This is a genomic window from Cohnella sp., assembly GCF_041641335.1.
Lineage (GTDB): Bacteria > Bacillota > Bacilli > Paenibacillales > Paenibacillaceae > Cohnella.
In genome coordinates this window covers 1-14,274 of sequence record NZ_JBEPYQ010000002.1, presented here as the reverse complement: position 1 = coordinate 14,274, position 14,274 = coordinate 1, and the positions used below count along the sequence as shown (strand labels likewise).

Genomic DNA, 14,274 nt, shown 5'->3' with positions numbered 1-14,274 from the left:
ACGATTATGAGCGTTAGGGGAATTCGCGGGGCCATTACCGTCGAGCATAACGAGGAGCAGCTTATTTTGGACGCGACCGTCGAGCTGTTGAACGGAATCGTCGAAGTCAATCAATTCGAGCCGGAGGAAATTGCCAGCGTGTTCGTCACCGTTACGCAGGATTTGGACGCAACGTTCCCGGCTAGAGCGATTCGCCAGATGGCAGGGTGGGAGCTCGTGCCGCTCATGTGCTCGCTTGAGGTGCCGGTCAAGGGCAGCCTGGAGAAGTGCATCCGTCTGATGGTGCTCGTCAACACGGACGTCGCCCAGAAGGACATCCGCCACGTCTATCTGAATCGCGCGCAAGTTCTTCGTCCGGACTTGGCGGCGAAGTAGGGGAGTAGAGGACGTAGGGGATCAGAAGATGCAGGGATGCAGAAGATGCAGAGGATGCAGAAGATGTAGAAGATGCAGAGGATGCATGGGATGCAGGTTTCATACGGTATAGCGTGAAGCACACGCCGATTCTCTCTTTGGAGGGGCGGCGTGTTTATTTTTATTAGGGGGAATGTGGGCTATGAATCGTTCGTTAACGCTGGCAGACAGAGAGTATGAAGATTTGCTTGAGGAACAGAAGGATTCGGCTTCAGGGGCTCGTCTGGAATTGCTGCAAAAACACGGAGAAGGCGAGCGTAAGCTGTTGGTTGACGTCGTATGGCCGGTGAGGCAATCGTTTAGTGGAATTGTGTTGGAGAAGGAGATTGCAACGCTGACAGGAGCGAAAGCTTATATCGACGTATTCGATGAAACGGTTCTTTTCGGAATCGAAGCGGAAGGCTACACGGTCCATGCGGGCAACATTACGAGAGCTCGGTTCGACTTTGAGAGAAACAAAGTCCGCTCGATGGCTTCCCTTGGCATACGTTACATTCCATTCACCTACGACGAGATGGATAAAAAGCCGGAGGCGTGCCGCCGCGCTCTGTTCGAGCTGTATGGCAAGTATGGGACGAATGCGGACAGCGAGACTTATAAGGAGGCAACTCCGAATGAGCGGGAGCTTATTCGCCATGCGATGCGCTTGGGCAGACCGTTTCAGATGAGTGATGTACGGATTTGTCTGCGTAAAGGACCGGAAGCATGCCGGGACATCGTCAGCAAGAGGTGAGCAAGGGACTTGCACACCCGACAAAGCCGGGAATGAAAAGAAACCACTCCTATGTGCTGGACAAGGAGGCTGGTCGCCTTTTGTGGTAGTGTGGGGACGAGAGGCGGATTGGACCTCTATAGCGGCACTTTCGCGCGCCTCTCCCGGCGTGCGTTTATGGAGTGTAGAGAGGGTTGGTTGTCTATGGTTTAGTGGAACGGTGTGGAGAGAGTTGGTCGTCTATAGCGGCGGCATAGATAGTGGGTCAGATAGGTGTTTATTGTGTAGCGGAACGGCCGGCTGTCATCTAATGGAAGCATTGAGCACACGCGGCGGTTGGTCGTCAAAGTTAAAATGGATAGAGCGGAAAACCCAACTTAAATTCTGGGAATGGGTCATTTTGATGAAATTAGAGCGGATTTTCCGTTTTAATTTCGGCAAAAGCCAATATTCTCAAAAATAAAGCGGGAAACCCGCTCTATCCGCACCAACTCTGTCCAAAAGCCAAAAATAAAGCGGGAAATCCGCTCTATTCGAATGTACGGAATAGGGGGCCGCTCATTGCTAGCGGCTCACTGTCCGCCGCTCCTTGCTCGCCGCTCACTACTCGCCACTCGCTAATCTCCTTCATCACTCGCCCTGTCGAGGCTCGCACTATGCCGTGCCACACCCGCCACATCAAGGTCAATAACGACCTCATCCTCGCCGTATCCGCCAAGCTGCGAAATTCGACATTGACGCCCCGAGCCGCGGATGGTATAGTAAATAGCATATTACGCAGAGCGGAACGGTCGGCCATAGGGACGGCAACTTACGCGGATGCGAGCCCAGCAGAGTTGAGATCAGATGAGCGGAGTTGCCGTACCGGCGTGCAGCGTGGCTTTGCCTTGCGCATAGCGGGAGTCGGTCAACCTAATCTTGTCTATGAACGCATCTCTGCGCATGCAGAGATGCTTTTTTGATTTTTGGCGAAGCGGGCGCGGCCCGGGCCGACGGGGGAGAGATCAGGATGGATCAGCGGGAGTTACAGGAAATCAAAGCAATGGCAGGACGCTACAACGTCATTCCGGTCGTTCGCAAGCTGCTGGCCGACACGGAGACGCCGATTCGGGTGTTCCAGCATCTGAGCAGGGACAAACGGGCGTTCCTGCTGGAGAGCGTGGAGGGCGGCGTCAAATGGGCCAGATATTCCTATATCGGCACGGATCCGTTTCTTGTGCTCAAGCTCAAGCATAACGCGCTGACGTTGGAGGAGAAAGGCAAAGTCGAGTCGCATACGACGACGGAGCCGCTGCAGCTGCTCAGAGAGAAGCTCCGCTCCTACCGCAGCCCGGCGCTGCCCGAGCTTCCTCCGTTTACGGGCGGGGCGATCGGATTTTTCGGCTACGACTTGCTGCAGTATTACGAACGCAAGCTGCCGCCGCATAAGAAAGACGACTTGAACATGGACGACATGCAGTTTATGTTCTGCGATCTCGTCATCGTGTTCGACCATTTCAAGCAGCACGTGCTCGTCATCGGCAACGTCCACATCCCGGAGGGAGCGAGCGACGCGGCGATCGAATCGTCTTATCTGGAGACGCTGAACGCCATCGACGATACGATCCGCAGAATCCAGCAGCCGATTCCAGTGCAACCTTCGAGGAGCACGCCTCCGCAGGATCCCGATCTCGGAGAGGTTTCCTCCAATCTGACGAAGCAACAGTTTATCGACAACGTGAATCAGGCGAAGGAGTACATTCGGGCGGGGGACATTTTCCAAGTGGTGCTGTCCCAGCGGTTCCACATCGAGACGGAGGTCGATCCGCTTCACGTCTACCGCGTGCTCAGAACGATGAACCCGTCGCCGTACATGTACGTGCTGAAGCTGGACGAAGAGGTGATCGTCGGCACGTCGCCGGAGCTGCTCGTCAAAGTCGACAACGGCAAGGTGGAAACCCGCCCGATCGCCGGCACGAGACCGAGAGGGAGAACGCCGGAGGAGGATTTGCAGCTCGAACGCGAACTGTTGGCGGATGAAAAAGAACGCGCCGAGCATGTCATGCTCGTCGATCTGGGCCGCAACGACCTCGGGCGGGTATCCACGTTCGGTACGGTCAAATGCGACAGCTACATGGAGATCGAGCGCTACTCCCACGTCATGCACATCGTCTCGAACGTGACGGGCGAGCTGCGGCCGGACAAAGATTTCTACGACGCCTTCCTGTCCTGCTTGCCTGCGGGTACCGTCTCCGGAGCGCCGAAGCTGCGGGCGATGGAGATTATCGCGGAACTGGAAAACGAAGCGCGCGGCGCTTACGCGGGAGCGATCGGTTATCTCGGCTTCTCCGGCAACTTGAATACGTGCATCACGATCCGGACGATCATTTTCAAGCACGGCAAAGCTTACGTACAGGCCGGGGCCGGCATCGTCTGGGATTCCGTTCCGGAGAACGAGTACTTGGAGACGCAGAACAAAGCCAAAGGGATGCTCAAAGCGATCCGCGCGGCGGAAGCGGCGTTCCCGCCTGTCGGTGCGGCGAAGCGCAGCGCGAGCGAGTTCTCGACCGTCCTGGCGGGGGACCGGCGCACGAATCTGGATTACGATTAATCAAGAGGGGGATTCGGTAAACATGAGCGAAACGATCGCGATTAGCCTGCCGCAGGCGCTCTCCAAGCTGATGAGCGGGGACGACCTGACGAGGGATGAAGCATTCGGCGTCATGACGACGATCATGAGAGGAGAGGCCACTCCGGCGCAGATCGGCGGAACGGTCATCGCGCTGCGCATGAAGGGCGAGACGACGGACGAAATTCTCGGCTTCGCGGAAGCGTTGAGGGCGCTCTCCAACCGGGTGGCGACGGAACAAAGCGACTTGCTCGACACGTGCGGAACGGGGGGCTCGGGCGTCCACAAGTTCAACATCTCGACGGCGTCGGCGATTATCGCTTCGGCGGCCGGAGTGAGAGTCGCCAAACACGGCAACCGCGCGATGTCCGGCAAGGCAGGCAGCGCGGACGTGCTGGAAGCGCTCGGCGTCAACATCAACCTGACGGCCGAGCAGGCCGCCGAATGTCTGGAGCGGACGGGGATCTGCTTCATGTTCGCGCAGCTTTACCATCCGGCTCTGAAGTACGCCGCGGCTCCTCGCAAAGAGCTGGGAGTACGCACCATCTTCAACATGCTCGGACCGTTGGCGAATCCCGCGAGAGCGGATCGCCAGATGATCGGCCTGTACGACCGTTCCCGTACTTCGACTGTCGCAGAAGTGCTGTTCGGACTCGGTCTGAAGCGCGCGATGGTCGTCGGCAGCCACGACGGGTTGGACGAGATCAGCATTTCGGCCCCGACCCGGGTGTCGGAACTGCGGGACGGAGAAGTCGTTACGTACGACATTACGCCGGAGGAGCTCGGTCTGGCGACCGTCTCCCTGAAAGCCGTGCAAGGCGGCAACGCAGCGGAGAACGCACACATCATCCGCCGCGTGCTCGGCGGAGAGAAGAGCTCATACCGCGACATCGTGCTGGCGAACGCCGGGGCGTGCATCTACGTCGCCGGACGCGCCGATTCGCTTAAAGAAGGCGTGGCCGCAGCGGCGGAGACGATCGCCTCGGGCCGTGCTTCGGACAAATTGCAGCAATGGATTGCTACGACGGGAGAGCTGAGCCATGTTTCTTGATCGCATAGTCGCTACCAAGCATCAGGAGGTAGAGACGCTTAAACAGACGTTGTCGCTCTCCGATGCGGAGAAGCGGATTGCCGAGCTGCCGGCCTGCCGTGGCTTCGAGCGGGCGCTGGTCGGCCGCAACCGGCCGGTAGGGCTGATTGCGGAAGTGAAGAAAGCGAGCCCGTCCAAAGGATTGATCCGTCCGGACTTCCATCCCGTCAGCCTGGCGCAGGCTTACGAGCAGGCCGGAACGGATTGCATTTCCGTTCTGACGGACGTCGATTATTTCCAGGGCAGCAACGATTACTTGACGGAAATCCGCAAACAGGTTAAAGTTCCTTTGCTGCGCAAAGATTTCACGATCGACGAACGCCAGATTTACGAAGCGAGATTGATCGGCGCGGATGCGATCCTGCTGATCGCGGCGATCTTGACGCCGAAGCAGCTGGCGGACTTCCATAAGCTCGGCCGCGACCTCGGCCTCGACGTGCTCGTCGAGGTGCATAACCGTCCGGAGCTCGAGACGGTGCTGGAGTTCGGACAAGCGACGCTGATCGGCGTCAACAACCGCGATCTGAAAACCTTTGTCACGGATCTAAGCGTAACCGAGCAATTAATCGGCCTTATGCCGGCCGGGGTCGTGGCCGTGAGCGAGAGCGCGATCGCCACGACGGACGATGTCGCTTACGTCCGCAAGGCGGGGGCGCAGGCGGTCCTGATCGGCGAACACTTCATGCGCCAGCCGAGCGTCGAGGACGCGGTGAACGAGCTGCTCGGTCCCGCCAAGAGAGAGGGCGCGGCGTTATGACGGAAGACCGCGGTTTATCCGAGAACAGTGCGCTCATAAAAATATGCGGTATTAAAGAGGAAGCGACTTTAAGAGGCATGGCGGGATTGAGGGTCGATTACATCGGCTTTATGTTCGCGAAAAGCCGCAGGCAGGTGTCGCCCGAGCGGGCCGCGCAGCTGCAGGAGACGGCTCGGAGCGTTCCGATGGCGGGGGGCAAGCCGCCGTTGACCGTCGGCGTTTTCGTCAATCCGACGATAGAGGAGCTTGAGGCGACGTTGTCCGTCGTTCCTCTGGACGTCGTGCAGCTTCACGGAGAGGAGACGCCGGAGTTCGCGCGGCAAGTGCGCGAGCGGCTGAACGTAGAAGTATGGCGGGTTTTTTCAATGAAGGACGAGGAGAATTCCGCAGACGGAGCCGCACGACTGGCGTCATACGCTGGAACGGTGTCCACCGTTCTGCTCGACACAGCGGGCGGAGGAACGGGACGGACCTTCAGCTGGGACGTTATTCCGGCTTATCGGCAGGCTGCCGATAGCAGCGGGCTCCGGCTGTTCGTCGCGGGAGGGCTGTCCCCGGACAATGTGGACAAGCTCGTTGCGGCTTACCGGCCCGAAGGCGTCGATATCTCCAGCGGCGTGGAGACCGACGGGGCGAAGGACATCGGCAAAATCGCCGCATTCGTAGAAAGGGTGAACAACGCATGAGTCAAGTGCCGGATCAGCACGGACGCTTCGGTCCGTTCGGCGGGAAATACGTTCCGGAAACGTTAATGAACGCCTTGATCGAACTTGAAGACGCCTACCGGAAGTATAAGGACGACCCGGAGTTTCTGGAAGAGGTCCGCTATTTGCTGAAGCAATATTCCGGACGGCCGACGCCGCTGTACTACGCGGAAAGGCTGTCCAACCATCTCGGCGGAGCCAAAATTTATTTGAAGCGCGAGGATTTGAACCATACCGGCGCCCATAAGATCAACAATACGATCGGCCAAGCGGTGCTCGCGAAGCGGATGGGGAAGAAAAAGGTGATCGCCGAGACTGGCGCGGGCCAGCACGGCGTCGCCACGGCGACGGTAGCCGCCCTGATGGGACTCGAGTGCAAGGTGTTCATGGGCGAGGAGGATACGAAACGCCAGCAGCTTAACGTGTTCCGCATGAAGCTGCTCGGCTCGGAGGTCGTTCCGGTCCTGTCGGGAACCCGCACCTTGAAGGACGCCTGCAACGAAACGCTGCGCTACTGGGTCAGCCACGTCGACGATACGTATTATATTCTCGGATCCGTGACCGGCCCGCACCCGTACCCGATGATGGTCCGGGACTTCCAGCGCATTATCGGCCTGGAGTCGCGGGAGCAGATTCTCGAAGCGGAAGGCCGTCTGCCCGATGTCGTCGTCGCGGCGGTCGGGGGCGGCAGCAATGCGATCGGCATGTTCCATCCGTTTATCGAGGACAAAGGCGTCCGTCTTCTTGGCGTTGAAGCGGCCGGGCGCGGCGTCGATACCGAGGAGCATGCCGCGACGATGACGAAGGGCCGTCCGGGCGTGTTCCAGGGCTCGATGAGCTACGTGCTGCAGGACGAGGGCGGCCAGGTGCTGCCGGCGCACTCGATCTCCGCAGGGCTCGATTACCCGGGCATCGGCCCTGAGCATTCGTACCTTAAGGATACCGAGCGTGCGGAATACGTGCCGATTACCGACAAGGAAGCGCTCGACGCGCTGTCGACGCTCTCCCGCATGGAGGGCATCATTCCGGCGCTGGAGTCGGCGCACGCGATCGCGCAGGTGCTGAAAATCGCGCCGAAGATGGGCAAGGACGAGATTATCGTCGTCAGCCTGTCGGGCCGCGGCGACAAAGACGTGGAATCGATCATGTCTTACTTGGCGAAAGAGGAGGGACAGCCGTTATGAGCGCGACCAATGCGATCGACGCCGTATTCGCGAGGCTGAAGGCAACCGGAGAGACGGCGCTCATTCCTTTCATAACGATGGGAGACCCCGACTTGGACACGTCAGTCGCCCTGGTGCAGGCCGCCGAGGAAGCGGGAGCGCATATGGTCGAGCTGGGCGTTCCGTATTCGGACCCTCTGGCGGACGGTCCGGTCATCCAGCGGGCATCCGAGCGCGCGTTGCGCAACCGGATCGGGCTGCTCGACTGCATGGCCGTCGCCTCCAAAGCCCGGGAGCGCGGCGTGACAATGCCCTTCATTTTATTTACTTATTTTAATCCGGTGCTGCAGCTCGGGCTTGAACGCTACTTCGATCTGCTTAAGGAGCACGGCTTCAGCGGCATGATCATTCCGGATTTGCCGCTTGAGGAAGACTCCGAAGTTCGCGCCTTGGCCGAGGCAAGCGGCATTCATCTGATTCCGCTCGTCGCTCCGACTTCGGAGGCCCGGGTCGAGCGGATCGCCGCCCGCGCGCAAGGATTCGTCTACTGCGTCTCCTCGCTGGGCGTGACGGGCGTGCGCTCCACGTTCCACGAGGGCATCGACGCGTTCCTGAATTCGGTTCGCCGGGCTTCCAGCGTGCCGATCTGCGTCGGCTTCGGCATTTCGTCGCGGGAGCACGCGGAGCGCTTCGCAGGCTTGTGCGACGGCGTCATCGTCGGCAGCGCCATCGTGCGCCAGGTAGAGGAAGCTTTGCCGCTGCTGACTTCCGGACAATCGTCCGATCGGGAGCGGGGCCTTCAAGCGGTGCGGGATTTTATCGCCGAGCTGAAGCCGCGCGCTGCGGTCTGATTCCGATCATTTTTTGGGGAAAAAGCGCAAACAGCACCTGTACAGCACCGCGTTGGTGTGTCACAATAGAATCACTATAATCTTACGGAGCGACTGGTGCCCCGCCGCGGCGGGGCATGCAGCGCTCCGTTTGCCGTATCTCAGGAGGGACAAAGATGCAACCGAAACCGAATATCGTCCACTTGCCGGTCTACCAGCCTGGCAAACCGGTAGAAGACGTAAAGAGAGAGCTGGGCTTGACCGAAGTGATCAAGCTGGCGTCCAACGAAAATCCGTTCGGCTGCTCGCCGAAGGCGAAGGATGCGATCGTGCGCGAACTCGACAACATCAGCATCTACCCGGACGGCGCCGCCGTCGAACTGACGAACGCCCTGGCCAAGCACCATGGGGTCAACCCGGATCAGATTATTTTCGGAGCGGGCTCCGATGAAGTCATATTGATGATTTGCCGCGCGTTTTTGCTTCCGGGCGACGAGACGGTGATGGCGGATCAGACGTTCCCTCAGTACAAGCACAACGTGACGATCGAGAACGCCAAGTCGATCGAGGTGCCGCTTAAGGAAGGCACGCATGACCTGTATTCGATGCTGGAGCGCGTGAACGAGAAAACGAAAGTCGTCTGGATCTGCAACCCGAACAATCCGACGGGAACGATCAATACGGCGGACGAGGTGGAGTGGTTCCTGTCCAAGGTTCCGAGCCATGTGCTGGTCGTGCTCGACGAAGCTTACTGCGAGTACATCGACGATCCGTCTTTCCCGGACGGACTCAAGCTGCTGCGAAAGTACCCGAACCTGATTTTGCTCAGAACGTTCTCCAAAATTTACGGGCTTGCTTCCCTGCGCATCGGTTACGGCATCGGCCGCGCCGACGTGATCCGCAGCATCAACCAGGTGCGCGAGCCGTTCAACACGTCCCGCATCGGCCAGGCGGCGGCGCTTGCTTCCTTGCAGGACGGGGAGTTCATCGCTTTCTGCCGCGAGGAGAACAAGAAGGGGCTTGAGTTTTTTAATCGGAAATTCGAGGAACTGGGTTTAAAGGCGTTCCCGGCTTACGGCAACTTCATTATGGTCGACGTGCAAAGGCCGGGCCAGCAAGTGTTCGACGCGCTGCTGCGCAAAGGGATCATCGTGCGTGCGGGGCACCATCGTTACCCGACCAGCATCCGAATTACGGTCGGCAACCAGGAGCAGAACGAGAAAGTCATCTTCGCGCTGACCGCGGTGCTGCAAGAAATCGCGGTAAAGGTGTGACGGCATGAGCGGGGAGTTTAGCGATTTTACGGACTTTATCGATTTCGACGAAGCGAATCCGATTCGCATCGCCGTATTCGGCGTCGGCCTGATCGGCGGCTCGCTGGCGCTCTGCTTCAAGGGCAAGCCCGGCGTGCACGTCGTGGGCCATTCGATCAATCCGGCTTCGACCGAGAAATACGTGGCGCTCGGCGTCGTGGATTCGGCGACGACCTCTCTGGAGGAAGCGGCGAAGGGTGCGGACTTCATTTTCCTGTGCGTACCGGTCGGTCGTCTGGAGGAATACGTGAACGAGCTTTCTCGGCTGCCGCTCAAGCGCGGCTGCATTATCTCCGACGTCGGAAGCACGAAGGCGTCCGTCGTACGGCATGCCGACAAGCTGAGCTTGCGGGGAGCCGTCTTCATCGGCGGACATCCAATGGCCGGCTCGGAGCGCTCCGGCGTCGAAGCGGCCAGCCTGTACTTGCTGGAGAACGCCTACTACGTGCTCACTCCGACGACGAATACGCCTCCCGAACACGTGGGCAAACTGGAGCGGCTGCTGAAGCATACGCGCGCGCACATCGTTAAGACGGACGCGGTGCAGCACGACGACATCGTCGGCGCGATCAGCCATTTGCCGCACATGATCGCCGTTGCGCTCGTGAACCAGATCGCCGGTTACAACGAGTCCAACGAGCTGTACATGCGGCTTGCGGCGGGCGGGTTCCGCGACATTACGCGCATCGCCTCAAGCGATCCGGTCATCTGGCGGGACATTCTGCTGAGCAACCGCGACGTCATGCTGAAGCTCGTGCGCGACTGGCAGAACGAGATGGACCGCTTCGCTTCTCTGCTGGAGCAGGAGGACGGGGACGGCATTGCGGAGCGGTTCCATACTGCGGGGGAATTCCGCCGTCAGCTGCCGGAGCGGCGCAAGGGCATGATCACGTCGCTGTTCGAATGCTACGTCGACAACGTGCCGGACCATCCGGGCATCATCGGCAAAATCGCGACCGAGCTCGGCCAGGCGAAGATCAACCTGAGCAATTTGCAGATTATCGAGAGCAGGGAGGACGTTCCCGGCATTTTGCGTCTGTCGTTTAAGCAGGCGGAGGATCTGGACCGGGCGACGGCTTTGCTCAAATCGCTAAATTACGAAGTCCATATGTAATCGTATGCGTTACGGGGGCATGTCGCCTCTGCTGCGGGGAGCGAAGCGCGAGCTTTGTTCCTCGTATGCAGGGGACGTGCTTCTTTTTTTTGCGTTTCGTCGAAAAAATGAGGTGCGTGGCAGATTTATTTCGAGTGGATGGGGACTTGCCGAAAATAGTGTCGCGTGGCGTGCTTACCGGGAGCTGATTGCGAAGGACGACGATAATAGTGCCGTGTGCCGTGCTAATGGTGAACTGAAGGTGGCGGATAACGGTAATAGTGCCGTGCGACGTGCTTATGGGGGGCTGCGGACAAAAAAAATCCACCCCGAAGGGTGGCTGCACAGAGTGCAAAGGATTGGATAGGAGTGGAGAGAAACCATACTGTACTTTTATTATATGTATTCGTTTACATTTTGTCAATAAGCGCTTTCATTTTATTTTGAAGCGGTTTCAATTCTTTTGAATCCGTTTTATGTCTATTTTAGATCCATTATTAAATTCGAATACGGAAACTCCGATAATAAATGCGCGATACACGTTGAACAAATTGAGCTCCCTCCACCAAGCCAACCTTGACGAAGGCAGGTTGCGGAATGATTCACGTCTGGGCGAACCTAAGCATACATTCAGTAGAGCGGCCGAATGCCGCGGCCGAAAAAATATTGCAGAACGCCGATAATTTTTGAGAAATTTTTAAGCACATAACCCGTTTTCCTGTGTTACAATAGCATATAGTATTTGTAAAATACTGGCTCGCCAACATTCAATGCGCTTTCGAGCGCAACTTTTTCGTTTTTGGCCGGTACAATTAAGTTAGAACGCCGGCTGCGAACGTTCACCCTGAACAGGGGGAGGGTCGCGGGAATGATGACCGATTCCCAGTTGATACGGGAAATCAAAGACGGCAACGTCGAATTATACTCCATGCTTATGGGGAGATACCAGAAGAAGATCCTTTCTTTCGTCTACCATATGCTGAAGAGCGCCAAGCTGGAAATTCTGGCGGAAGATTTGTGTTCCGAAACGTTCTACAAAGCCTACCGAAGCTTACACTCCTTCCGGGAAGTGGATGCGTCTTTTTCGACATGGCTCTATACGATTGCACGCAACACCGTCCTGAGCGAATTGCGCAAGCAGAAGGCCGCGCATCTGTCGCTGGACGACTCCACATACATACCAGCCGCCCCTTCGGAAGAGGCGCCCGAGCAGCGATTGCTGCGCAACGAGAAAGTTTCCATGGTAAGAGACGCGATCAACAGTCTGCCCGAGAAGCAGCGCTCCGCGCTCATTCTCAGGGAATACGACGGAATGGATTACCAAGAGATCGCCAACATTCTCGGACAGACGGTCAGTTCCGTCAAATCGTTGCTATTCCGGGCCCGGGCCAGCGTGAAGACGCAATTGGAATCCTACTTTGCAGAACCGGCCATGATGAAGGAGTACGAGGAGATGAAGCTGCGATGAAATGCGAAGAAGCCGCGGAATGGTTTGGGGTGTACCGGGATTTGCCCGAGGATTCCGCCGATAAGCTCGCCGTCGATTTGCATGTGCAAAGCTGCAAAGAGTGCGAAGAGGAGTTCCGGATTTGGGAAGAGAGCGCTCTTCTCATTCATGAACTGCCGTTCGACGACGAACAAGACGCGGTGCCGATCTCTCCTATGCAGATCAATAAGAAGGTCATGGACCGCATCTATACGGAGCAAAGCTGGTACATGCCGGCGACAAGGCGAACGTATGCCTTCTCATTCCTATTCAGGAAACGGGTAGCCGGCGTTCTCGCCGCGCTGCTTGCGTTGTTCGTCTGCGGATTTCTGTACGCTGCGTTCGGCAGCGGCATGACCGGGGAGAAGACTGCGGCAGGCAGGGAGTCGGCTAACGCGTTCGCTGTGAGCCATCAATACGGTAACGACATCCGGCTGGACATTCCTGTTGCCAGCCTGAGCGATCCGATCATTCTGAACGTGTCTCCTGCGGTGCCGGAATACTGGATCGCGTTCTCGATCGTCGGCATGATCATGACGCTTCTCATTCTTAACTGGTTTTCCCGGGTGCGCTCATGAACGAGGCTACGCGTATCGGTTGGGTCCGTCACGGCATCACGGAGTGGAACAAGAGGGGCATCATTCAGGGCGTAACCGATATTCCGCTTAGCGAGGAAGGGTTGCTGCAGGCGCGGCTGCTGGCCGATCGGTTGCACAGCGAGCCTCAAAAGTGGAACGGCGTCTACTGCAGCGATTTGCAGCGGGCCGTTCAGACAGGGGAGATATTGGCTGAGCGTCTCGGGATTCCGCTGATTCGGGATTCCAGACTGCGGGAAAGGTCGTTCGGGGAAGCGGAAGGCACGACGTTGGCGGAACGGCTGGAAAAATGGGGCGAGGATTGGAGAAAGCTCGTACCGGATCAGGAGAGCGACGATTCCGTGCGGGAGCGCGGCTTCGCGTTCGTTCGCGAGCTGGCGGAAAAACAGGCGGGGGAAGCGTGGCTTGTCGTGACGCACGGCAGTTTCCTGGCGAGAATGCTGCAAGCGCTCTGCCAGGGACTGAACGATTCGCATCTGCTGAACATGTCGCTGACAGTGCTCGAACGGCGGCAGGACGAGTGGCAGTCGCTGCTGCACAACTGCACGAAGCATCTGACGCGGGAAGAGGAAGCGTCGATTCATCCATTGAAGTAACGCAGGGCCGTCCATGAGGACGGCTCTGTTTTTGTGTACAACTGACCAATTCGCGTACACGAGCAAATGAAAAGCCCGATGGGGATGCTTTTGCAACGCGAACGGAGAACGATGCTCTAAAGAATCGGTTATCGTTCACCACTCGCGTACAAAAGAAGATTGTTGTTCGAAAGAATCGCACATTGGCACGTGTGAGGTCGTGACGAAAAGCTAATTTAGCCTGGCAAGCAGACTGGGGCAGTTGGTCGGCGGGAACGTTATTCTTGTCCGAAGCGGCTGCGCCAAGCGCGAGACCGCCCCGCTTTGAAGGACGGTACGTTTAAGACGGCGTTCCCGCGACTATACTGAACAGTAAATCCTCCAAGAAGGGGGAACGTCTAATGAACTTGGCCGACATGCTCTGTTATGCGGACATCGCCGAGTTGAAGAAAATCGCCGATACCTACGAATGTTCCAGCACGAGCCACTCGAAGAACGAACTGATTCAGACGATTCTGGCGACCGTGCAGCGAAGAGATGTGATCGAATCCCGTATACGGGAAATTTCGGGCAACGATTTGCGTTTCCTGAACTCTCTCGTGTTCGAGAACAGAACCGCCTACAGTCTGGAAGAGCTCAAGGCAAGGGCGCTGGACAAGTCCGCCGCCACATCGGTCGCGTCCGAACCCAACGCAGCGCCAGAGCCGGCGCAGCAGAAGAAGACGCGCTCGCGCAAGGCGAAGAACGCGCCGCCTCCACCGCCGCCGGGGCCGGAAGAAATCGCGAGGCTGTCCATTTCGAGATTCAAAAGCTTCGGATGGCTGTTCAGCGGTTTCTCGCAGCAGACGCGCTCTCTGTTTCAGGTGCCGGAGGACATCAAGTCCCGGCTGTGCGACGTTCTGGAAAAGCGCTACAAGACGAGCCTCGTCTATA

13 protein-coding genes and 1 pseudogene are annotated in these 14,274 nt (G+C 57.9%); all 14 read left to right on the top strand.

Annotated features, from left to right (window positions below; genetic code table 11):
* Positions 1–6 precede the first annotated feature (6 nt).
* Complete coding sequence (gene aroH, locus ACESLM_RS00740; RefSeq protein ID WP_094042742.1) at positions 7–375, top strand: chorismate mutase; 369 nt, start codon at positions 7–9, stop codon at positions 373–375.
* A gap of 181 nt (positions 376–556) precedes the next feature.
* The gene (locus ACESLM_RS00735) at positions 557–1,147 is read left to right on the top strand and encodes a hypothetical protein (protein ID WP_372629059.1); all 591 of its coding nucleotides are present in this window, start codon (positions 557–559) and stop codon (positions 1,145–1,147) included.
* Between the two features lie 988 nt (positions 1,148–2,135).
* Complete coding sequence (gene trpE / locus ACESLM_RS00730; protein WP_372629057.1) at positions 2,136–3,716, top strand: anthranilate synthase component I; 1,581 nt, start codon at positions 2,136–2,138, stop codon at positions 3,714–3,716.
* A 22-nt stretch (positions 3,717–3,738) separates the two neighbouring features.
* Positions 3,739–4,785 (top strand): anthranilate phosphoribosyltransferase, encoded by a 1,047-nt coding sequence (gene trpD, locus ACESLM_RS00725; RefSeq protein ID WP_372629056.1) that lies wholly within the window; start codon positions 3,739–3,741, stop codon positions 4,783–4,785.
* A complete protein-coding gene (gene trpC, locus ACESLM_RS00720; protein WP_372629054.1) occupies positions 4,775–5,581 on the top strand; it encodes an indole-3-glycerol phosphate synthase TrpC in 807 nt (268 codons plus the stop codon). The genes trpD and trpC overlap by 11 nt, the downstream gene beginning before the upstream one ends.
* Positions 5,578–6,267, top strand: coding sequence for a phosphoribosylanthranilate isomerase (locus ACESLM_RS00715; RefSeq protein ID WP_372629052.1), 690 nt, complete (start codon positions 5,578–5,580; stop codon positions 6,265–6,267). Before trpC ends, ACESLM_RS00715 begins: the two co-directional genes overlap by 4 nt.
* A complete protein-coding gene (trpB, locus tag ACESLM_RS00710) occupies positions 6,264–7,469 on the top strand; it encodes a tryptophan synthase subunit beta (protein WP_372629050.1) in 1,206 nt (401 codons plus the stop codon). Before ACESLM_RS00715 ends, trpB begins: the two co-directional genes overlap by 4 nt.
* Positions 7,466–8,299 (top strand): tryptophan synthase subunit alpha, encoded by an 834-nt coding sequence (gene trpA / locus ACESLM_RS00705; protein WP_372629048.1) that lies wholly within the window; start codon positions 7,466–7,468, stop codon positions 8,297–8,299. The genes trpB and trpA overlap by 4 nt, the downstream gene beginning before the upstream one ends.
* Before the next feature lie 155 nt (positions 8,300–8,454).
* The gene (gene hisC / locus ACESLM_RS00700) at positions 8,455–9,552 is read left to right on the top strand and encodes a histidinol-phosphate transaminase (RefSeq protein ID WP_372629046.1); all 1,098 of its coding nucleotides are present in this window, start codon (positions 8,455–8,457) and stop codon (positions 9,550–9,552) included.
* 4 nt (positions 9,553–9,556) lie between these two features.
* Entirely contained in the window at positions 9,557–10,705 is a 1,149-nt protein-coding gene (locus tag ACESLM_RS00695; protein ID WP_372629044.1) for a prephenate dehydrogenase, read from the top strand.
* An 850-nt stretch (positions 10,706–11,555) separates the two neighbouring features.
* Positions 11,556–12,152 carry an RNA polymerase sigma factor gene (locus ACESLM_RS00690; protein WP_094042875.1) on the top strand — a complete coding sequence of 199 codons (597 nt, stop codon included), beginning with the start codon at positions 11,556–11,558 and terminating at the stop codon, positions 12,150–12,152.
* Positions 12,149–12,748: a hypothetical protein gene (locus ACESLM_RS00685; RefSeq protein ID WP_372629042.1), complete on the top strand. Its 600-nt coding sequence runs from the start codon at positions 12,149–12,151 to the stop codon at positions 12,746–12,748. The genes ACESLM_RS00690 and ACESLM_RS00685 overlap by 4 nt, the downstream gene beginning before the upstream one ends.
* Positions 12,745–13,362, top strand: a complete 618-nt coding sequence (locus tag ACESLM_RS00680; protein ID WP_372629040.1) for a histidine phosphatase family protein — start codon at positions 12,745–12,747, stop codon at positions 13,360–13,362. Before ACESLM_RS00685 ends, ACESLM_RS00680 begins: the two co-directional genes overlap by 4 nt.
* 380 nt (positions 13,363–13,742) lie before the next feature.
* Positions 13,743–14,274, top strand: a pseudogene (locus tag ACESLM_RS00675) (hypothetical protein); the annotation flags it as partial.